At 59.4% G+C, this 18,628-nt stretch carries 20 protein-coding genes and 3 pseudogenes; 21 read left to right on the top strand and 2 right to left on the bottom strand.

Translation table 11 applies throughout. The features are described from left to right. From ABIC75_RS22760 to ABIC75_RS22710, 10 genes and pseudogenes are all read left to right on the top strand, one after another. Window positions 1-261 (top strand): autotransporter outer membrane beta-barrel domain-containing protein (locus tag ABIC75_RS22760; protein ID WP_354016179.1); only part of this gene is annotated, 261 nt, incomplete at its 5' end. Between the two features lie 259 nt (window positions 262-520). After that, a complete protein-coding gene (locus ABIC75_RS22755) occupies window positions 521-994 on the top strand; it encodes a DUF4019 domain-containing protein (RefSeq protein WP_354016178.1) in 474 nt (157 codons plus the stop codon). Window positions 995-1,435: 441 nt separating this feature from the next. Then, a complete protein-coding gene (locus tag ABIC75_RS22750) occupies window positions 1,436-2,266 on the top strand; it encodes a transporter (RefSeq protein ID WP_354016177.1) in 831 nt (276 codons plus the stop codon). 1,152 nt (window positions 2,267-3,418) lie between these two features. Continuing rightward, a complete protein-coding gene (locus ABIC75_RS22740; protein ID WP_354016176.1) occupies window positions 3,419-3,775 on the top strand; it encodes a hypothetical protein in 357 nt (118 codons plus the stop codon). Between the two features lie 685 nt (window positions 3,776-4,460). Then, entirely contained in the window at window positions 4,461-4,751 is a 291-nt protein-coding gene (locus ABIC75_RS22735) for a hypothetical protein (RefSeq protein WP_354016180.1), read from the top strand. Between the two features lie 381 nt (window positions 4,752-5,132). Beyond that, window positions 5,133-5,348, top strand: coding sequence for a hypothetical protein (locus ABIC75_RS22730; protein ID WP_354016175.1), 216 nt, complete (start codon window positions 5,133-5,135; stop codon window positions 5,346-5,348). A gap of 334 nt (window positions 5,349-5,682) precedes the next feature. Beyond that, window positions 5,683-5,799, top strand: a pseudogene (locus tag ABIC75_RS22725) (transposase); the annotation flags it as partial. A gap of 1,378 nt (window positions 5,800-7,177) precedes the next feature. Continuing rightward, window positions 7,178-7,987, top strand: a complete 810-nt coding sequence (locus ABIC75_RS22720) for a helix-turn-helix transcriptional regulator (RefSeq protein WP_354016174.1) — start codon at window positions 7,178-7,180, stop codon at window positions 7,985-7,987. Between the two features lie 57 nt (window positions 7,988-8,044). Beyond that, window positions 8,045-8,599 carry a YbhB/YbcL family Raf kinase inhibitor-like protein gene (locus tag ABIC75_RS22715; protein WP_354016173.1) on the top strand — a complete coding sequence of 185 codons (555 nt, stop codon included), beginning with the start codon at window positions 8,045-8,047 and terminating at the stop codon, window positions 8,597-8,599. A 33-nt stretch (window positions 8,600-8,632) separates the two neighbouring features. Then, the gene (locus ABIC75_RS22710; protein ID WP_354016172.1) at window positions 8,633-9,388 is read left to right on the top strand and encodes a class I SAM-dependent methyltransferase; all 756 of its coding nucleotides are present in this window, start codon (window positions 8,633-8,635) and stop codon (window positions 9,386-9,388) included. A 321-nt stretch (window positions 9,389-9,709) separates the two neighbouring features. Here ABIC75_RS22710 and ABIC75_RS22705 read toward each other — a convergent pair whose 3' ends face one another. After that, window positions 9,710-10,591, bottom strand: a complete 882-nt coding sequence (locus tag ABIC75_RS22705) for a DUF2971 domain-containing protein (protein ID WP_354016171.1) — start codon at window positions 10,589-10,591, stop codon at window positions 9,710-9,712. A 439-nt stretch (window positions 10,592-11,030) separates the two neighbouring features. Further along, window positions 11,031-11,623 (bottom strand): annotated as a pseudogene (locus ABIC75_RS22700) (IS5 family transposase); the annotation flags it as partial. A 136-nt stretch (window positions 11,624-11,759) separates the two neighbouring features. Between ABIC75_RS22700 and ABIC75_RS22695 the strand changes: the two are divergent. From ABIC75_RS22695 to aqpZ, 11 genes and pseudogenes are all read left to right on the top strand, one after another. Further along, on the top strand, window positions 11,760-12,188 hold the full coding sequence (locus tag ABIC75_RS22695; RefSeq protein ID WP_354016170.1) for a VOC family protein: 429 nt from the start codon (window positions 11,760-11,762) through the stop codon (window positions 12,186-12,188). A gap of 30 nt (window positions 12,189-12,218) precedes the next feature. After that, a pseudogene (locus ABIC75_RS23120) lies at window positions 12,219-12,349 on the top strand (diphosphate--fructose-6-phosphate 1-phosphotransferase); the annotation flags it as partial. 6 nt (window positions 12,350-12,355) lie between these two features. Further along, window positions 12,356-12,505, top strand: a complete 150-nt coding sequence (locus tag ABIC75_RS23115) for a hypothetical protein (RefSeq protein ID WP_436407973.1) — start codon at window positions 12,356-12,358, stop codon at window positions 12,503-12,505. A gap of 40 nt (window positions 12,506-12,545) precedes the next feature. Further along, complete coding sequence (locus ABIC75_RS22685) at window positions 12,546-13,289, top strand: DUF1266 domain-containing protein (RefSeq protein ID WP_354016169.1); 744 nt, start codon at window positions 12,546-12,548, stop codon at window positions 13,287-13,289. 25 nt (window positions 13,290-13,314) lie between these two features. Beyond that, window positions 13,315-13,767: a hypothetical protein gene (locus tag ABIC75_RS22680; protein ID WP_354016168.1), complete on the top strand. Its 453-nt coding sequence runs from the start codon at window positions 13,315-13,317 to the stop codon at window positions 13,765-13,767. A gap of 26 nt (window positions 13,768-13,793) precedes the next feature. Then, window positions 13,794-14,069 carry a hypothetical protein gene (locus ABIC75_RS22675; protein ID WP_354016167.1) on the top strand — a complete coding sequence of 92 codons (276 nt, stop codon included), beginning with the start codon at window positions 13,794-13,796 and terminating at the stop codon, window positions 14,067-14,069. Window positions 14,070-14,739: 670 nt separating this feature from the next. Beyond that, entirely contained in the window at window positions 14,740-15,147 is a 408-nt protein-coding gene (locus ABIC75_RS22670) for a lipocalin family protein (protein WP_354016166.1), read from the top strand. Window positions 15,148-15,942: 795 nt separating this feature from the next. Then, window positions 15,943-16,695, top strand: coding sequence for a dienelactone hydrolase family protein (locus ABIC75_RS22665; RefSeq protein ID WP_354016165.1), 753 nt, complete (start codon window positions 15,943-15,945; stop codon window positions 16,693-16,695). Window positions 16,696-16,750: 55 nt separating this feature from the next. Continuing rightward, window positions 16,751-17,047: a carbon storage regulator gene (locus ABIC75_RS22660; RefSeq protein WP_354016164.1), complete on the top strand. Its 297-nt coding sequence runs from the start codon at window positions 16,751-16,753 to the stop codon at window positions 17,045-17,047. 30 nt (window positions 17,048-17,077) lie between these two features. Beyond that, the gene (locus ABIC75_RS22655; protein WP_354016163.1) at window positions 17,078-17,455 is read left to right on the top strand and encodes an HU family DNA-binding protein; all 378 of its coding nucleotides are present in this window, start codon (window positions 17,078-17,080) and stop codon (window positions 17,453-17,455) included. Window positions 17,456-17,541: 86 nt separating this feature from the next. Next, window positions 17,542-18,279 (top strand): aquaporin Z, encoded by a 738-nt coding sequence (aqpZ, locus tag ABIC75_RS22650; RefSeq protein WP_354016162.1) that lies wholly within the window; start codon window positions 17,542-17,544, stop codon window positions 18,277-18,279. Window positions 18,280-18,628 lie beyond the last annotated feature (349 nt).

Here is an 18,628-nt window from a genome sequence, read left to right as displayed (position 1 = left end):
GGGGACGTGTGGCAGCCGTATGGGCGCGTCAACCTCTGGCGCGACTGGGGCGGGCAGGCAACGACCACGTATGCCGGGAGCGATCAGGTGCCGCTACGCAACGGCTCGACCCGCCTGGAGCTGGCCACCGGGGTGACGGCGACGCTCGGCGCCCATGTGAGTCTTTACGGCCAGCTCGGCTACCAGTGGGCGGTCAACGCCGCCGCCGGTGGCGACCACACCGGCGGGCTGGCCAATGTCGGGCTGACCTACGCATGGTAGGGGCATGGCATCTCACGCAAAACGAACAGCCCTTCCACGGCTGTCGATGGCCATGGGACGTTGCCTGCCAGCGCCGACACTCTGATGCCGGTTCGCTGTTCCATTGCAATCCAGACTCCGATCACACTTCATCCACACCCACAGGCGCGCCATGGTGATGACTAGCGGCACGATCTCGGCCGGAGAGCCGCTCCGCCGATATCTGCCCTGACAGCCGCTCAGCGCACCCGTCCCGTACGATAGCCGAGGGGGTTCCACGATGTTTGCGAAGACCTTGCTTTGCATCTTCCTACTCATGTTGCTGGTGACTGCTCACGCACAACACGCCACCCCAACTGCGCCCCTTCCCACCTCGGAGCAGAATGTGCAGTCGGTCAAACAGGATCAGGAGATGATCGCGGCCGCCATCGCGGTGGCGCAAAAGGTCGACAAGAACAAGACCGGCGAGGTTTGGGATGCCGCATCCGCCGTGGCCAAAAGCGTCAGCACGCGCGACGCTTTCGTGAAACAAATTACCAAAGACCGCCAGTCACTCGGCACCGTCATCTCGCGCACGGTAACGGTGGTGACGCACAGTCAATCCAATGGCAGCCAGAGCATTCCTGCCGGCATGTACATCAGCGTCCACTTCAACACCCAGTTCAGCAAGACCAAGCAACCCGTGCGTGAGCTGGTCTCATTCCATCAGGATGCTGACCGCGTTTGGCGTCTGGCCGGCTACTCGGTGCGCTAAGTCGGACGCAAAAGAAGATGAGCACGTTTCCGACGCGCGCACGATGCGCGCCTACTATCTACAGTCGGGACGCTCGTCGCCAAGGCAGCCCCGCGGCCCCCTTGCGATCGACTACGAGCTAGACGATATCCGTCGGTGACGGACGCGTTGCGGGCCTTATCTGGCACAGGCGTTGGCCCACTCTCTCGCCCGGGAGGCGTAGGCCATGTGCGACCTGGGCAATTGTACGGACGCTAGTCTCAGTAGATGCACTGTGGCGACGGCGGGTCGCCGTCAGCTAACGTGCACAGGTGTTCGGCGATGCGTCACCCATAGCGCCAGCTGACGGGGAGAGCCACGACGGGAGTTGCTGCGCTTACTTCCGACTTTTTGGTCCGACGGAAGGCCGCCGACTCGCCGCCCGATCTCGACGACCTTGCCAGCAGATTGGAGGGCTGACCCGTGAAGAAGACCTTGCTCCGCCTTCTGCCGATGTTGGTGGCGGTGACTGCTGCGCGTGCCCACGCCCAATCGGAAGCTGGTGCCGGTGGCGATGCGGCCGATCTAGCGAAGAAGTTGTCGAACCCCATTGCCTCGCTCATCAGCGTGCCGCTTCAGTTCAACGATGACAGTCAGATCGGGGCCGCCGAGCGCGGCCATCGATTAACTCTGAATCTCCAGCCGGTCATCCCTGTATCCATCAACGATGACTGGAACATCATTTCTCGTACGATTCTGCCGGTCATTAGTCAGACGGACATCGCGCCCAGCGATGGCCATCAGTCCGGACTCGGCGACATCACGCAAAGTCTGTTCTTCTCGCCTAAGAAGCCCGCGTCGAACGGTGTGATCTGGGGCGTTGGGCCGGCTTTTTTGCTACCGACGGCCACCGACGATCTGCTCGGCGCCAAGAAGTGGGGGCTTGGCCCGACTCTCGTTGTGCTCAGACAGTCGAACGGATTCACCTACGGTTTCTTGACCAATCAGATATGGTCCGTTGCCAGCGTGAAGAACTATCAAGCGAGGGGGCCGCTCAGCAGCCTGTTCCTTCAGCCGTTCCTGTCGTACACGACACCCAGGGCTTGGACCTTCGCTATGAATGCCGAGTCGACATACGACTGGCATGCCCACCAGGCCGCGGTGCCATTGAACGTCTCGGTCGCCAAACTCACCCGGCTCGGGAAGCTACCCATTAGCTTCACCGGCAACGTGCGGTATTGGGTCGCGAACAGTGCAACCAGTCCTCATGGATGGGGCTATCGCTTTGTTGTCACACTTTTGTTTCCGAAGTAGGTCGCCCATAGCCAGCGCTACAGATGCGGCAGGGGAGTGCTCTCCGCATTCGCGGTGACAGACTCAGGCCTCGGTGGCTGGTTCTCCGGCGCCTAAATTCCCGTGAATAACGGTAGTTCAGAGCGCTATGGGGATGGTGCTCGTTGTTGTGCTTGAGGGCCAACACCAAGTGCTGAGCAGCCGTTGATGTGTCGGGCTTGGGCATGAAGGTGCTGCCGTCGCGCTTCATGGTGCACACGACGCTCTCAGTTGTGCCGCTACTTCGCGGATTGCACACCGGTGTGGTCAACGGCTCAAGGCGGATCTCTCTGGTGAGGGTGCGTGTTCGGTGAGCGATGTATGGGCTGTCATTGTCCGTGAACCATTGGATCGGCCGATCGGGCAACTGATCGCCGAAGCGGTATTCGAGGCCGCCAACATGATGTCGTGCACGACCTGGCCTCCCATCGTCGCCTCCCAGCGCATCGCGTCCCGATCACAGCCGTCCAACGCAAAGGTAGCGCGTCCGGTTTCATGGTTGTCGCACCGAAACTCGAAGCCATCGGAGCATCAACGCTGATCGCTGGCCGAAACGGCCGCGCGGCCTTGGCGGTGGCGCGATGATGGTGATGGTGGCCGGAAGCGCTGAAGCAGTAGGCCGAGGCCCCTCATCGTCCGATAGAACGGTTTGATGTTGACCGGATCCAACCCCGAGGCTTTTCTTTCGCGGCGTATCCGTCCCCAGGCACGACGATGACTACGAGCGCCGCTACGGTTCATGCCGGCGGCATCGGTCGCCAGAACGCAACACTCAGCGCTACCCATGCACGCTCAACACAACGAATCTCGACAACCGCGGCGGCATGATGACAGTCTCAGGCACAGATGCCAGCACGCTGATCGTGAGGAGTACCGTTCGCCGACGCTGGTTCGGATGCGGATGTTGTAAGGTGGTCGCTTGGCTTCAATGTAAAGATGGGAGCCACAAGGGGTGTCTTATCCATGATCATTCCGTGGCTGTGGGTACCAGTGGGCGAAGAGACGGAAAAATGGGTGATGCGCAAGACTATGCCGTGACCTGATAACGGGTTCATTTCGGAAGTCCGATGTTTTGCTTTCGAACCAAAGCGAATATAAGGTCCTGCATACCTAAACTCACCGCAGGAGAGCGCTATGGGAGCCACTTCGAATTCTGTTGTGCAGGCCCTCTTCGATCGTGGTGGTTTGAAGGAAATGTTTGATCACGCCAGGAATGCTGTGGTTGCTACGATCATTGTGGCCGCTGGCCTCGAAACGGCCGACCACGTCCAACCCTCCCTCCTCGTGGGCATGCTTAACCCTCTGGCCCTCGGGTACGTCGTCGCGGGTGTTGGCTGCGCCCTCATTGTGCTCAACTTTATGGATGGGCTGCGAAAGCTGACAGCGTTGCGGTGGCGCTTCGCATGGCAGATTGCACTATGCATTGCTTATCTGTTCGTGTCGTTTCGAATCGTCCAAGTGATTGTTTGGTCGAAAACCCACGCTTGCTAGCTTGATGCGGTAGCCCATTGCTGCAAGATGCTCAGGGGATGGATTCAACCGCGAAGTGCAGGAGGATGAAGGCGTCGTGCCTTGATGGATCGCGCCATTGTCGCTGTATAGATTTGGTTGAAACCGATGATCACCGCTACGAGACGTTTGCGGAGACCGCAAAACAGTCGCGATGTGCTGACAGTAACTCTGACGGTCGCCAGCAAGAGTTGCATGCCAATTTTCCATGAAAGTAATTGGCTGGTAGCGCCGTGCGGTGCCGGGTTCGATCATTCAACGCCAAAATCCCGACAGTTCGTGGGTGCAATTTTTTAGGTGCAAGTGACCTATGCCAGCGCCATTGCTACGATCAATCCGCCGTTGAAACTGGATCAATTGACCGCTGCCGCCGTGACCTTTCGCCTGATGCATTGGCTGGATCGGATGTCTATTTGTATCAGGCCTATGGATCGGTTCGTGGTTTCAGCTGATTGCTTCATGCGACGAACCCACGATGGCTAAAGCGTATGGCCAGGTGCCAGCGATCCGTGTCGCCCACACGGGTTTGCCCATCGTCATGCCATAGCTGCTACCCCTCGCATCCATGGGCCGCCCATGATGGAGCCCTTCATTCAGTGGCAAGGGGCAGCGCCGTTTGCTGAAACAGCTCTGTCCACATTTTCCTCGCCATACCTGCTACGTCGAGGTGTTTGCCGGTGACGCCGCCGCGCTGCTGATGCGGCCCACGCAGGCACCGGCGGAAGTGCTCAACGACCTCGATGGCGAACTGGTTTCACTGGGCATAGTCGATGTGCCGGCACTTCGCACGGTCACGGCAATCCTGCCGGTATGGGCTGCTCGGGGAGGCGAGCCTGGCACCGCCATCACATCGTTAGCGCTTCGAACATTCCGAGCCGAATGCGCTGTGGCAGATGGATGTCAGGGGCGGCATCGCCGTTTCAAGCGGCCGTTGCTATCCGCTCACGGTCCTCGATGATCACTCGGGATACAACGTCGTCCTGGGTGCGCGCAGTCGTCCGATGCGCCGCTAAGTACAGCCGTGCACCCTTTGGCTCCGACAGTCGTGGCGATCACGGTTTCACGCCGCTCACGCTCTGGCTGATCCCACTTGGCGTTCGCATCAGCCACAGCCGCCCGTATCACCCGCAAACCGATGGCAAGGATGACCGCTTCCATCGATCGTTTAAGGAGGAGGTACTCGCCTGACGGGGATTCGCGTCGATGGAAGGCGCGTAGCAGGCCTTTGATGCCTGGCGTCAGGTCTACAACTACGAGCACGCACACCAAGCGCTTGATATGGCGACCCATCGAGCGCTACCGACCCAGCACGGGGCCGTTTCCTGACAGGTCGCCGCCGGTGCACGAGGTCTATAGCACCGACGATCGCATCGTGCGGCCGGATCGCTATGGCTGGATCTCCGTACACGGCTCCGGTGTGCGTGTCCCTGGGCTCCTGTTTGGCCACCTGGGCGCGTTACGGCAGCATCCGACCATCGGCAGCCGGATAGATATGTACCTCTGCCACAGCAGCTTCATGTGGCTGAACTTGAAAGAGCGATACATCACCGTGTAAATGTGTAACCCATGTCCGTGCACACCTGTTACCCATGTGCTCAGTCCATACATGATCGAACCCGTTAAGCATCGTCCTATAGATTTGCTCGAATAGGTGATGGATTGTTGAGTCGCAGCGTTTCAACGCCCCCCTTTGGTTGAAACGTCTGTGTTTGATGATGTGGGGAACCTGGTCGCCCTCCTATCGCACCTCACCCCCTGTGGGTGCGATAGGAAGGGCGGCCTTCCTGTGGGGGCACGACAAGGTCTGACATGGGTTCGTTTTTTCGACACAGGTGAAAAGTAGAGGTAGGGTCGCTTCACCCAGACCCGGGAGGGTCGGAGGAGGGGCGATGAAGAAGTCGCGATTTACCGAAGAGCAGGTCACCTACTGCTTGCGGCTAGCGGAGTCCGGCACACCGGTAGCCGATGTCTGCCGACAGATGGGGATCAGCGAGGCGACGTTCTACGCCGGGACGGCAAGTTATTTCTTGCGATCCGATATCAACGACCTGTGCGCTATCTTTGGCGTCCACCACGAGTCGTACGTACGGAGGTACGTAAAAGATTTTTGAAAGGGTTCGGCTGGCGGTGGGTACAGGGCTGTACCGAAGATTATCGACGGATGCCGTTTCATGCACTTGGCAAGCCGTCCCGAAAGGGCGCTTTGGGTCGTAAGCGGACCCAACAAAAATGCCAGCAACATCCGCCTGTCAGCAACCGGCAACGCCCAATCGGGTCCTGGTTAGGAGTGACACCATGTTCTGGTCCGACCGGAATCCGCAACTAGCCGCCTTCCTTACCCGAGCGCCGTACGCTCCTGTAATTGCACATGGGTTCGATCTTCCTGGAGTCGTTCAGAGAGGGGCGTCTCGACGAACAGCGATACTTAGGCGGCGCCTTTGGGCCTAGGCGAAAGTACTTTTATGGCGTCAAGTTGAAGCTAACGGGCACGTCATCCCGAGTTTGATACCGTGCACAAGCAGGAGGGCTGCTGGGAGATTCTCATGGGAACCATACTTGCACTCGTATGCCTACTGATCGCATCAGAAGCATTTGCCGCTGATTGCGCCACCGGTCCACGTGGCAGAGTCGTCTGCGACAATGGCCAGAAAGCGGTGGCCATCAACCCGAATACAGGCAATATCAACACAGTTACCACTGGGCAATCAGTAGGGGCGACGGCAGTCAGAAGTGGCAACGGCAATAGCGCTGTCGCGTACAATCCCCGGACTGGCAACGCTGCAGTAGCAGAGAAGAATCAAAACGGCGTAACCACCACCCAAACAACTAGGGGTGGCGAGTCAAAAACCAAGAATGGAAACGGGGTTTACAGGGCGCCCAACGGCACCAAGTGCGTAAAGACTGCCAGACATAAAGGTTGCACTTGATCCCTCAAAAGACCAACGGGTCTTCGCTGGATGCTTCTGCAGCGTTTCCACGCCTGCCTGCTTGCGATGCAACCCGTATGCTTGACGGCGTATCTATAGGTCGGGGGCGCGTCTTATGTGTGTTGCAGCCACCGGCTGAATCCGAAGTCGGAAGCGGACTTTTCTTAGGTGCTCGTTACGTCCTGAGTCCCTGATGCGTGAAGGTTCCCTGGACGCGCCCTTGTTCTATCCAACGGATGGTGACCTGTCAAACCGGTCGGCCGCCGCTGCGCCTCATCGACGTGTGGCACCAGCGGCGCAAGACTAGGCCGAACACCGGGTCCCTGTCGGGGCTTACTCAATATCGGCGAGCCGTCCTCCTGGTGCCACCGACAGCGATGCTATATTCCGCGTTCACGCGGTCCCTGACCGCGTTCCCAGGGCGGCAAGGTCAACTACGGTTGACCATAGAGGCGGCATGAAACTCCAGTACGGCGCTCGAATCGTGGCGACCCAGCGTTACCGGATCCGCACCCTGACCATGCGCCGCAACCTCTTCGTGGTGGTGCTCGGCGGCCGCAAGTGCCTGCACGCAGACGACCGCAGGGTTGCGGCACGACCTCGGGAAGGCGTGCTGGTTGGGCATGGAACTCAGTGGGACGTGGTCAACGATCCCGAAGGGCAGCACCGTTATGAGGCGCTCGCGCTGGCGTTCGATGATGCCATCCTCAGTGATTTCGACACGTTCTCTGTCGCCGGGGCGGCGACACCCGTCATGTCCGCCCATGTCACCCGCGTCGATGACGAGCTGATGGACGCCATGCGGCGGACACTGCCGCCGCCGACGAACACACCCGTCACCGATGCCTTGCTGCGTCACAGGATCATGGAGGTCTTGATCCTCCTCGCCGTGCGCGGCTGGCGATTCACCTCGGGGCATGCGTTGAGTTGGCAGGACAGGGTGCGCAGGCTGGTTTCGCAGCGTCCGGATGGTGAATGGAGTGTGGCATCCGTGGCGGACGTCTTCCATCTCAGCGAATCGACCCTGCGCCGACGATTGGAATCGGGCAATACGACCCTCGGCGCGTTGATTCGCGAGGTACGGCTTGAGGCGGCATTGGGCATGCTGCAGACCCAGGGTCTGCCGGTGAGCGAGGTGGCTCGTCGTTGTGGCTGGGATTCGCACAGCCGGTTCACCGCAGCCTTCCAGCAGCATTGGGGCGTGCTTCCTTCGGTGGTTCGCGCGCGCTTGAAGGAATCCATGCAGCCGCTGACGGAATCGGGCTAATTGCTTGTGGATGGTTGCGGGATGATCGGGGCCTGATTCGAGACCCCGAGGTGAATCATGTTTTTTCCGCGCACGAGCGCTCTTCTTGCCTGTTTGGCTTGCTCCCTGTCGGCCAACGCGTCTGATTTCACTGTGTCGAGCGATTCCTTCGAGAATTGCGCCACGTTGAAACAGACGCAGGTGTTCAATGGTTTCGGTTGCGCCGGTCGAAACCTTTCCCCAGCACTGGCTTGGAAGGGTGCACCGAAGGGAACGCGGAGCTTCGCCGTCACGGTGTACGACCCGGATGCGCCGACGGGCTCGGGCTGGTGGCACTGGGTGGTGATCGATCTGCCCGCCAGCACACACAGCCTCCCAGAAGGCGCCGGCAGTGTGAACGGCCAAATGCTTCCCGCCGGCGCGGTGCAGGTGCGGTCCGACTACGGTACCGCCGCATTCGGTGGTGCGTGCCCACCCCCGGGAGACAGGCCCCATCGCTACGTCGTCACGGTGTACGCGCTGAAGGTCGACCACTTGGACGCCCCGAGGGATGCGTCACCCGCGCTGATCGGTTTCATGATTCATGGCACGACGCTGGGTAGTGCATCGATGCAAGCCCTCTACGGGCGTTGAGCGTTTTTTCGTCCGACTTAAGGGCCACAACGCATGACCTGCAAAACCGACCAACAGTGGGATCCCGTCGCCTATGAACGCCATGGGCGCTTCGTTTCCGATCTGGGTACGCCGGTCCTTGACCTGCTACAAGCGGCGGAAGGCGAGCGCATTCTCGACCTGGGTTGCGGCGATGGTGCGCTCACGTTGAAAATCGCGGGCAGAGGCTGCGACGTGCTGGGTGTCGATAGCAGCCTACCGATGGTCGAGGCCGCTCGTGCGCGCGGCCTGGATGCCGAGGTGATGGATGGCCAGATGCTTGCCTTTGACCAGCCGTTCGATGCCGTCTTCAGCAATGCCGCACTTCACTGGATGCCGAAGGCGGAGCAGGTGATCGACGGCATCTGGAAAGCGTTGAAGCCGGGCGGCCGATTCGTGGCCGAGTTCGGCGGGCACGGCAACATTGCGACCATCGCCGGCGCATTGGAAGCGGCATTAGCCGCACGCGGGCTGCGCATTCCTCGTCCGTGGTTTTTCCCCACGCCGGAGCGCTACAACGCCTTGCTGAAGAAGCGGGGTTTCATCGTGGACTTCCTTGCGCTGGTTCCGCGCCGCACAGCGCTTCCTGGCGATGCGGGCGACTGGCTGTCCACGTTTGCACAGCCCTTTATCATGGAGGTTAGCGACGACGAGCGTCCGGCATTCATCGCAGCACTGTTGGAGGAGTTGCGCCCAGTGATGTGTGACGATAAAGGTACGTGGTGGGCGGATTACGTACGCGTCCGCTGCCGGGCGAGCAAGCCAAGGTAGGTTGCGTAGTGCGGTAACTGAACAGGGCGACTTGGGTGATGTCGGCTCCACGCATACGTACCAGGGTACGTAAAAGATTTTTGAATGGGTTCAGCTGGCGGCGGGTACAGGGCTGTACCGAATACTATCGACGGATGCCGCTTCATGCCCTTGGCAGTCACCCAAGGAAAAAAAGCACCCGGGATCAACAAAGGGGGTGAATACCCCGGGGCTTTTCCTCAGCCACATGCCCTGGTCATAGTCAAGGCAAGACGTCCTGAGTCCCTGATGCGTGAAGGTTCCCTGGACGCGCCCCTCTTCTATCCAAAGGATGGTGGCCTGTCAAACCGGTAGGCGCTCAAAAGCCAGGGCCCAAGCATCCAGGCTACGGCGGCACTGCCAGATGTCGGCCCATGGATAACGCGCACGAACAAGCTCAGTGATGGCCGCCCGGTCCTGGTCTACTGCCCTGCAACCGAAATACACGGCGCACAACTCTTCACGAAAGAACTCAACGTCTTCGAATTCCGCCATGGGTTTGCGGCCGTCACCCGTTGCGATGCGCCACTCCTCCTCGTATCGCCAGGGCATGGCCTTGGCATAGAGAATTCGATCAGCGATTTCGTGCGTGAGATCGATCCCTCCGGATAGAAAATCCGACAGCTCATCCTCTGTGAATAGACAAGGCACTTCGTCGCAGTAGTTAACGGGGCGCGCTATCTTGTATGGGCTATCTACACCATCCGGAACGCGAAATTCCAAGGCTATGCCGCCATGGCTTTCGGCATAGTGCGACCACATCAGAACACTATCCTTGCGCGCACTTAGACAAATGATTTTTGTAGTCGCCAGGGCTGCCTGTAGTTGATCGTTAAGGTCACCTAGAATTCTCGGCAATCCTTCGATGGATTTGAGGATTCCGGGCTCCTGGCACGCGAGAAAAGCCTCACGCCCGCGCTGTAGGTGGATGGGAGCGGTCGCGCGAAGCAACAGCCCGAGCTCGTTCTTGGGTGCCGGGGCACGTCCTAGAACTCGTTCCCACATTTTTCCAAGCGTGGCGTTGATGACCCGGCTTCGATCAAAACGAATCTGTAGATTGACCTGCATATCGAATGGATCGTTGAAACGAGACGGACGTGACCAACGTAGTCGACCATCATCCAAGACTATCCTCGCGGTAGCTGCCGTCATGTACTTGAAGAACGACTGCGGTCGATCTGACATGCCCCCCCCAAACATTCTTGATCAGCCAGTAATGAGCTTAGCGAAGGCTGTCTTCAGGCCTACTCAACTTCTCATCGTCTCAGCTGCTGGCGCCGTCGATCTAACTGGGGCTGTCTGTTTTGGGTGGAAAGTGGGGGTGGTTTGTTTTACCTGGCTCGTTGCCTGTCGCGACGTGGCAAGACCCTTAGCGAAACCCCGACAGAAATCACCGAGGCCTCCCGAAAGAAGCCAAAGAATGGCCCCGAGTAGTAGAAGATTTCGCTTGTGCCGACGGTAACCGACCAGAACGGCGCCCAGTCCGGCAAGAAAGAAAGCAAGCTCCAAATAACCCATCGGTTCCTCCATGTGATTGCATGTGAGAAGGTCCACTTCCGGTCGGAGCGGACATACCAAGCATGCTCGGGTGTCCCTGACACGGCAATGGAAAGGGACGCTCCACCGGCGTGGTCGTGGCGGTATGCATTAGACCCGATTCGACGTCGATATCGAAATGGGCTTTCATGCTGAAGAAACACTGCTCGCCTTTACGCCTATGACGCTTCTCGGGATCGCGGGTCTTATCGCGGTTCTTGATCAAGTTCGGTGCATTCATGATGGTTGCATCGATAATGGCCCCTTCACGTAGGAGCACGCCGTGCCTGGTCAAATGCTGGTTAACGATGTCGAGCATCTTTGATGCCAGATCGTGATCTTCCAGGCAACGGCGAAAGTGCTGGATCGTCGATTCGTCCGAAATAGCGTCCTCATTAAACTCGATGCCAGCGAAACGGCGCATCGATTCGATCTCGTAAAGCGCGTCCTCCATCACTGGGGGCGCTGAGCGCGTATCACTGCTGCATCAGATGCACACGCAAGAGGACCGTGTAAGGGAGAGGCCGTCGTCCCGGCCAGCCCTCCTACAGATAGTGCGGCTCGATCAAGGCCAGCAGCGCCGTCCACGGCACGACCCTGTCCCTCTGAGCCAGGAAGACTGCCCGCCGCGTCTGCTTTCTGGACATCAACGTTGAGGGAGGCAAACGAGTGCTGTTTCATCGGGATGAATCAGCCAGGGCGATGACGCATTTTCGCCCGCGCTGAGAGGATCGTCTCTAGGGCACGTCCTATAGTCGTGCTCTTGCCGCCGGAGCACACTCTCGATCAGTTTTGCAGAGACTGCCTTTCTAACGCCATGTCCCAACCCCGGATCCACATTGTCACGCTTGGCGTCAGCGACCTGCCGCGTTCACGCCAGTTCTACGAAGCCTGGGGCTGGAAGGCCTCGTCCGCCAGCAACGAGAACATCGTGTTCCTGAAGAGTGGTGCGGGCGTGCTTGCTCTGTATGGACGCGCGGCCTTGGCTGAAGATGCGCAGGCCGAAGACCTGCCCACCGGGTTCGCCGCCGTCACGCTGGCACGCAATGCCCGTTCCAGGCAGGAAGTGGACGACTGGTTCGCCACGGCGGTTGCCGCCGGTGCTCGCGAACTGAAGACACCGCAGGAAGCATTCTGGGGCGGCTATTCGGGCTACCTGGCCGATCCCGACGGCCATCTGTGGGAATTCGCATTCAACCCGTACTTCGTGTTTGATGACCACGGCAACCTCGCCCTACCGGGTTGAGAAACCTATGAAGTCAAGCCCGCAGGCCGTTTGCTCCACGCCCAATCCGGCGGCGTCACCCAGCTGGCGTGATCGATGCCGCGCGCGCCAAGGGCGTGCCGGTGTACGCGGCGCACAACGGCATTCTTGGCGCGCTGCGCGAAGAGCCAATCAATACGAATTAAGGCGTGTCCAAGACGGTTGACACCGATTTGGTCGATTTGGCTGCCACCGACGGCTGCCCGGGTCTTGGTTCGGTGACGACGTACACGGGCGTGTCGACGCTGGAAGCGAGCATAGATGCACCCTTCCCATTGCAGTCCACTCACCGCAAGTGATGAAGAGGTTTCATGGAGTTGTTGCCGGAGGACAGATTGTATGTTTGACCTAAAGAATATCCTCGATTCGTTGAATGCGATGCAAGGGGGAGCGAACGAGCCTGCTGAGTCGATTTTCCCACCGGAAAAGGAGCGCCATTTGTGCGCTGGCATGCTTCTTACACTGAACTCTTGCCTTGAACCGCGCGAGCTTTCGCTGGGCATTGGCGCCGAGATGGTGATCAGCACACTGCAGTCGGCATGGAACGTTTCCGATGCCGATGATCTGCGTCAAACTATCGGGATATTGCTGAGTGATGGGCAGCACCTGGGCATGGATCCGGCCATAGTCGCCATCCACGCAGCCGCCCAGGGCGATGCTGACGACGAAGCCATCCAAGAGATGCTGGTCGAGGCGTTTGGCGAGGATGACGCAGAGGCGCTGCGTGCTGCTGAAGCGGGCCTCATTGAAGCCGTGGGTCCACTCGGTGATAGCCTCACGAGCATGCGCGATATCCATGCAAAGATCGGCACATTGCGTGCATGGGACATCGAACGCGCCGCTTTCAATGCCCGCATGGGTTTCGAAGCCGGCTTTTTCGACGAGGCCGAAGCATTTGCCGTACTGGAAAAGGCTCGTCTGCTGGCCGAAGCCACTTATGACAATTGGCGAAGCTACGGCATCGCCTTTGTGCTTGGCCGCATCATTGGCTATTCCGATGACTGCGACTTCCTGATCAGCGAGCTGGGCGCCAGCCTTGAAACCGCGCATTCGCTCTACAACACCTACCCGTTTGACGCCTAAGCCGTCCTTTGCTGAAGAATCCCTCATGACGACGATCAAAACCCGCTTTATTTCTTTGGCTGTTGCCTGCAGTTTTGCCGCCCTGACATTGAGCGCCTGCAGTAGTTCGCAAAGCAGCGCACAAGCTTGCCAGATTATGGGTACGGCTGGCGCCACGCTGTTTTCGAAGATGAACTCCGTTATCCAGAAAACGTCGGCTGATCCGACCAATACGCTCAAGACCTTCGAAGCGGCCGCCGACGAATTCCGTGCTGCCACCAAATCGGTGACCAATTCAAAAGCCAAAGAAGCCAACGATGTCATGATCAAGGATCTGGACGCGGTCATTTCTGTGCTAAAGGACGTTGATGCGGCTGCCAGGAGCGGCAACTCCCCCAACGATCTGCACACCATGGTCATCGATCAGCTCCAGCCGAAAGTGACGACGTTCCAGGACGATTGGAACAGCAAGGTCGCGTCTGCCTGCGGTGCGCGTTGATGGTGTTGCCCCTCGGATTCTGATCCATGTCCTCATTGACGCAGGAAGAACGAGCCGCCTTACTTGGCCAGACGATTGCCATGCAAATATGCATTCGTTCTCTGGTGGCCTCCAATCCAGGCCTAGATATGTTTAAGTTGCTGCTGCCGCATGCTCGGGAGGAAGCGATTTCGTTTCTGGAGATTCAGGCTCGTTCAATCGGACATCTCTCGGATTTCGCGAATGTCTCATTGCATATGGATCACCTTCTGTACATGTTGACCTCGGGGTTGTTTGGCGAAAACCCGAACGTGGTCGGGTAGGAAGGGGGTATCAGGGCCCATTCCTGGCACTATTCGGCCATTCGCGCGCAGCACGACCATGGCGATGGCGGCGGTTATAAAGACATGCCTACTAAGCCCATGCCATGACATGGGTTTGGTGGGAGCGGGAGCGATGCCTCCGATCTTTGAGTAGCGCAACGATTGGAGCCCAATCTCCGACCGAAAGAGATTGGACGTGAAGAAGCGGTTTAGCCGCTGGGCTGGCGCTCATCGGTAGCTGCTGCACCCTAACCAACTCAGCTGAGGTGCGCTTTACCGGTTGCTGCCCGCTCACACCAGCGGAGTGATCAGCGCCGGTGTCGTATTCAAGCCGAACCGAAATCGATGTTCAGCCTGACTGGAACCCGCCTGCAACCGGACCTCGCAGCGAAGCTCTTGGGGGGGGAGAACGAAGCGAACGATTGACATAGAGTCCGGAAGCGGTCCTTGACGCGGAGCCGATGTGCGATGCGCTTCTTGCACGCCATAAGCTTTCTTCACCTGCGCGTAGAGCGGCTGTTCGTTAACCATCAGTGTTGGACGTGTCGCAAGCTCTTCGCGTAGAGAGAGTCTCGTCCCGGTTATCTTATCGGGCGCAAGCGTTTTCGCCATGGCGTTCTCTACCCTTGGCGAGTGCATCGCCGTACGGATGAGCGCGGAGGATATGGTGATGAAAAAGCTCTATGGAGGGTTGGCTGGATTGGCCTTGGCGGGCGCGCTCGCCGCGCTGGTCGGCATGCTCAAACTCAACGTGTGGAAAGGCGATATGGTGCTGTCCGGGGCCGCCGTCACACGTAGCGCTCTCATTGGCGATTGGGTGGAGCCCGTGCCCGGCACAGCCGGCCAGGTGCAGGGCTTCTTGCTGCGCGAGGACGGCTCAGTGAGCTCGATCAACATGGCCACGCTGCTTTACGGGACGTGGCGACTGGACAACGACACATTGACACTGACGGGCGCCTCACTGGGCAACCATAGCGCCAGCGCATTTGAGAACACGTACAAGGTCGAATCGGTGGGCCAGAGGCGATTACGGTTGGTTGACGCGGCCGGCCACAGGGAAATCTTCTCGAAGTATTAGTGCGCCCGTCCGCTTTCTGCCAGAGCGCCTGCGGCGACACGAATGGCCGCCACGATCCCCCGGCCGACGGTCACCGCCCCACCAGGCACGGGCAGGCAGCGACCGTCCGGCAAACGCACCCTCACCTCGACTGAAGCGGTCCCGTGCGGCACCGGCGAAAAGATGACAACGCACCGGTGCTCGCCCACGGTGAGGAGCCGTTCGTATGCCGAGGTTGTCACGCGTGAATACCGCATCTGGCGGAACCGTTGGTGATTAAGGCGACATCCGATGTGACGGCGCGATGAATCGGCGCCCAACCGGTTGCCTGACGGCGGGTATGGGCGCTCGCTGCTATCGGACGCCGGCCGAAACGCCACCTAAGAAGGGGGCGGCAAGCGCGCGGCGGGGATCCACACTCCATGCGTCGGCATATCACCCAGGGTGCGTTTCATGATTTCATCGAACGGCGGCACAGTGAACTCGATGTCGCCGTTCGATGGGCTATGGATCATGCCTTCCTTAATGAGGCCGCTCCGCTCTCAGCGAAACCTGTTACCTATGTCCGTGCACACCTATTGCTTATCTCTCTGGTCCAAACAGGTGTGATCGTCTTTAGGACACGTCTCATAGCCAAGCCCTTATCCTCCCGAGCACACTCAGGTGCGCGGTGACTTCCCTAGAAAGGGAGCGTTGGGGACCCGCTCACCCTTGGCAGTTCAAAGCGACCGGATGATCGATAGCGATGATGCCGCCGGTGAAAACCGAGGAACGAGGCAAACATAACTCAACGCACCCAGACACGGACAGCATCTGATGAAAGCGATTCATGAGGCGGCGTTCAACTACGCTTCCGGTACGCGCAGCTATTTCGGATTACTGCTAACGGGCTCAGAGACTGCACCAAAGGCCGCCTGTGTGTTGCTTCCTGACTGGCGCGGGCTAAGCCCGTTGGCGCGTGACCATGCGCGTTTCCTGGTCGAGTTGGGCTGTACGGTGGTGATTGCAGACCTCTACGGTGATGGTTTTACTCCCAGCAGCCCCGATCAAGTCGGTCCGATGGTGCAGCGGTTGGTAGAGCATCGCGAGGAAGGTGTGGGCGCGCTTGCTGCGTGCATATCGCAACTTCGGAAAGTGGTTCCCGAGGGCACACCGATACTCTGCCTTGGCTACAGCGCAGGCGGGATGATTGCCCTCGATTATGGTCGAAGCGGCGCCATCATCAGCGGAATCATTCTGTGCTCTGCGCTGTTGAAAACCGCGGCGCCGGGGATGAATGCCTTCATTCGCGCGCCTGTGCTGGTGTTGCAGGGCACGCAGGATCAAGTCTCTCCCATGGCGACAATTGTGGCAGTCGTTTCGGATATGGATAAGGCAGGTAATGACGTGCGCTTCGAGCTCTACAGTCAGACTCACCATGCATTCGATAACCCTGAAGCAGGCGAAGATACGAATGCTCGACTCTGTTATTCACCTAGGTCCGGACGACGGGCGCAGCGCGCCATCGCTAGTTTTCTCACCGAAGTGATCGAGCAATCCGAACAAAGCCACGGGCATCTTGTGTCTTAGTTTGCGATCAGGTGCGGGGGCTTCAGAACGACGGCTGGAGTGCGGATCGATCGACATGTTGACTACATCGAAGCGGGTCGGACATGGTTGGCTTCCACTGCATCGCTCCCCTGGGGAACGCATCATGATTGGCGATGACATCATCGTCACGGTGGTGGCGGTGAAGGGCGGGCACACGGTCCAGATCGGCATCGACGCACCGCGCCACGTAAAGGTGCTGCGCAAAGAATTTTGGACCCCCACACCGAAGTCGTCGCCGCCTCGCGCGACGCCTTGCTCCATTGCGGTGACAGTCAAGCCGCGCAAGAAAGTGTTGTTGGCTCCCGATGCCCCGTTACGCGAGACACCCTGAATTTCCCTCCACCACGTCCGAGAAGACGCTATGGCCAAAGCCAAGAAGAAAGCCCCCCGCACCCATTCCGCGACCAAGACCGCGCCACCCGCGCGTCCGATCAAAGAGGCCCTGAGCAAGTCGGCCCTGGTCGCTCATCTTGCGGAACACGCCGAGGTCACCGCGAAAGACGTGCGCGCCGTACTCAACACGCTTGCCCAAGCAGCACAGGCTTCGGTGCATAAGAAAGGCGTCGGCCAGTTCACCGTACCGGGCCTGCTGAAGATCACCGCTGTGCAGGTGCCGGCCAAGCCCAGACGCAAGGGTGTCAACCCGTTCACCAAGGAGGCGCAGTGGTTCGCCGCCAAGCCCGCCACGGTGAAGCTGAAGATCCGTGCGTTGAAGAAGCTAAAGGACGCGGCGCTGTAAGAAGCGCCCGAGCCGATGACACCGCATCACGTCTTGCAGCGGATCGATGTCATCGGTCGCGCCATCCAACAACAAGGAGTCGTAGCGTGAGTATGGGTAAGCGGCTGAGTGCCGAGTTTTTTGGAACGTTCTGGTTAGTGTTCGGTGGTTGCGGCAGTGCCGTACTGGCGGCCGCCTTCCCAGGCATGGGCATTGGCTTTGTCGGTGTCGCACTTGCGTTTGGTTTGACTGTGCTGACCATGGCCTATGCGGTCGGCCATATCTCCGGCGGGCATTTCAACCCCGCCGTGACCTTAGGGTTGTGTGCCGGCGGCCGCTTCCCTGCCAAGGACGTGCTGCCGTATATGCTCATTCAGGTGGGCGGCGGCATCGCCGGTGCGCTGGTGTTGTATGCCATCGCCAGTGGCAAGGCCGGCTTTGACCCCCACGCGGGTTTTGCCGCGAACGGTTACGCCGATCACTCACCCGGCGGCTACGGGCTGCTGGCGTGCGCCTTGGCGGAATTTGTCCTGACCGCGTTCTTCCTCATGGTGATTCACGGCGCGACGGACTCACGCGCACTATCCGGCTTCGCACCGCTGGCCATTGGCCTCAGCTTGACCCTGATTCACCTGATCAGCATTCCCATCACCAACACGTCGGTCAATCCGGCACGTAGCACGGGCGTGGCGCTTTTCCAGGGCGGCTGGGCGATCAACCAACTGTGGCTGTTCTGGTTGGTGCCGTTGGCCGGCGGTCTCGTGGGTGGGCTGGTTTCCGCTATCTACTTGGCGCGCGCCGCTGACGTCCTCGCTGAGTCCGCGTCGCCTCGCTGCTCGTCGTGATCGTCCCTATTCGGACCTACCCAATCACATAGTTCAGGCGGGCGACGTTGGTTCCGGTGGTCGGCATCCCTCTTAAGAATTGCCCTTTTCCATCCATCCTTGTGAGGAACCCAGTGAACATCATGCAACTCGTCAGCTTCGCTGCTACCGTGACGACAAGTACGGGCCGTCCGCGTAGGTCCCTTAGGCGTGCGCGACCAGCGGCGCCTTGATGGAGCGATGCTCTGTTCATGCTCCCCCTCAGTGCCACGCGAGCTGAAACGGAAGCATCCCTCGCCGTTCGGCTTCGCGCAGCAGGGTGATCGTGCTGTGCGCCTGGAACAGGGTCATCAGTGCGTGCCGATGCGAT

It is taken from the genome of Dyella japonica, assembly GCF_040545895.1.
Taxonomy (GTDB): Bacteria; Pseudomonadota; Gammaproteobacteria; order Xanthomonadales; family Rhodanobacteraceae; genus Dyella; species Dyella japonica_D.
This window is presented reverse-complemented; position numbering and strand designations above follow the sequence as displayed.

Excerpts from the sequence above, each read along its gene's own strand:
- ABIC75_RS22685 (WP_354016169.1), top strand. The coding sequence starts at position 12,546 with ATGTTTGACCTAAAGAATATCCTCGATTCGTTGAATGCGATGCAAGGG.
- ABIC75_RS22740 (WP_354016176.1), top strand. The coding sequence starts at position 3,419 with ATGGGAGCCACTTCGAATTCTGTTGTGCAGGCCCTCTTCGATCGTGGT.
- ABIC75_RS22680 (WP_354016168.1), top strand. The coding sequence starts at position 13,315 with ATGACGACGATCAAAACCCGCTTTATTTCTTTGGCTGTTGCCTGCAGT.
- ABIC75_RS22710 (WP_354016172.1), top strand. The coding sequence starts at position 8,633 with ATGACCTGCAAAACCGACCAACAGTGGGATCCCGTCGCCTATGAACGC.
- ABIC75_RS22655 (WP_354016163.1), top strand. The coding sequence starts at position 17,078 with ATGGCCAAAGCCAAGAAGAAAGCCCCCCGCACCCATTCCGCGACCAAG.
- ABIC75_RS22715 (WP_354016173.1), top strand. The coding sequence starts at position 8,045 with ATGTTTTTTCCGCGCACGAGCGCTCTTCTTGCCTGTTTGGCTTGCTCC.
- ABIC75_RS22695 (WP_354016170.1), top strand. The coding sequence starts at position 11,760 with ATGTCCCAACCCCGGATCCACATTGTCACGCTTGGCGTCAGCGACCTG.
- ABIC75_RS22660 (WP_354016164.1), top strand. The coding sequence starts at position 16,751 with ATGTTGACTACATCGAAGCGGGTCGGACATGGTTGGCTTCCACTGCAT.
- ABIC75_RS22755 (WP_354016178.1), top strand. The coding sequence starts at position 521 with ATGTTTGCGAAGACCTTGCTTTGCATCTTCCTACTCATGTTGCTGGTG.
- ABIC75_RS22665 (WP_354016165.1), top strand. The coding sequence starts at position 15,943 with ATGAAAGCGATTCATGAGGCGGCGTTCAACTACGCTTCCGGTACGCGC.
- ABIC75_RS22705 (WP_354016171.1), bottom strand. The coding sequence starts at position 10,591 with ATGTCAGATCGACCGCAGTCGTTCTTCAAGTACATGACGGCAGCTACC.
- ABIC75_RS22670 (WP_354016166.1), top strand. The coding sequence starts at position 14,740 with ATGAAAAAGCTCTATGGAGGGTTGGCTGGATTGGCCTTGGCGGGCGCG.
- ABIC75_RS22675 (WP_354016167.1), top strand. The coding sequence starts at position 13,794 with ATGTCCTCATTGACGCAGGAAGAACGAGCCGCCTTACTTGGCCAGACG.
- ABIC75_RS22720 (WP_354016174.1), top strand. The coding sequence starts at position 7,178 with ATGAAACTCCAGTACGGCGCTCGAATCGTGGCGACCCAGCGTTACCGG.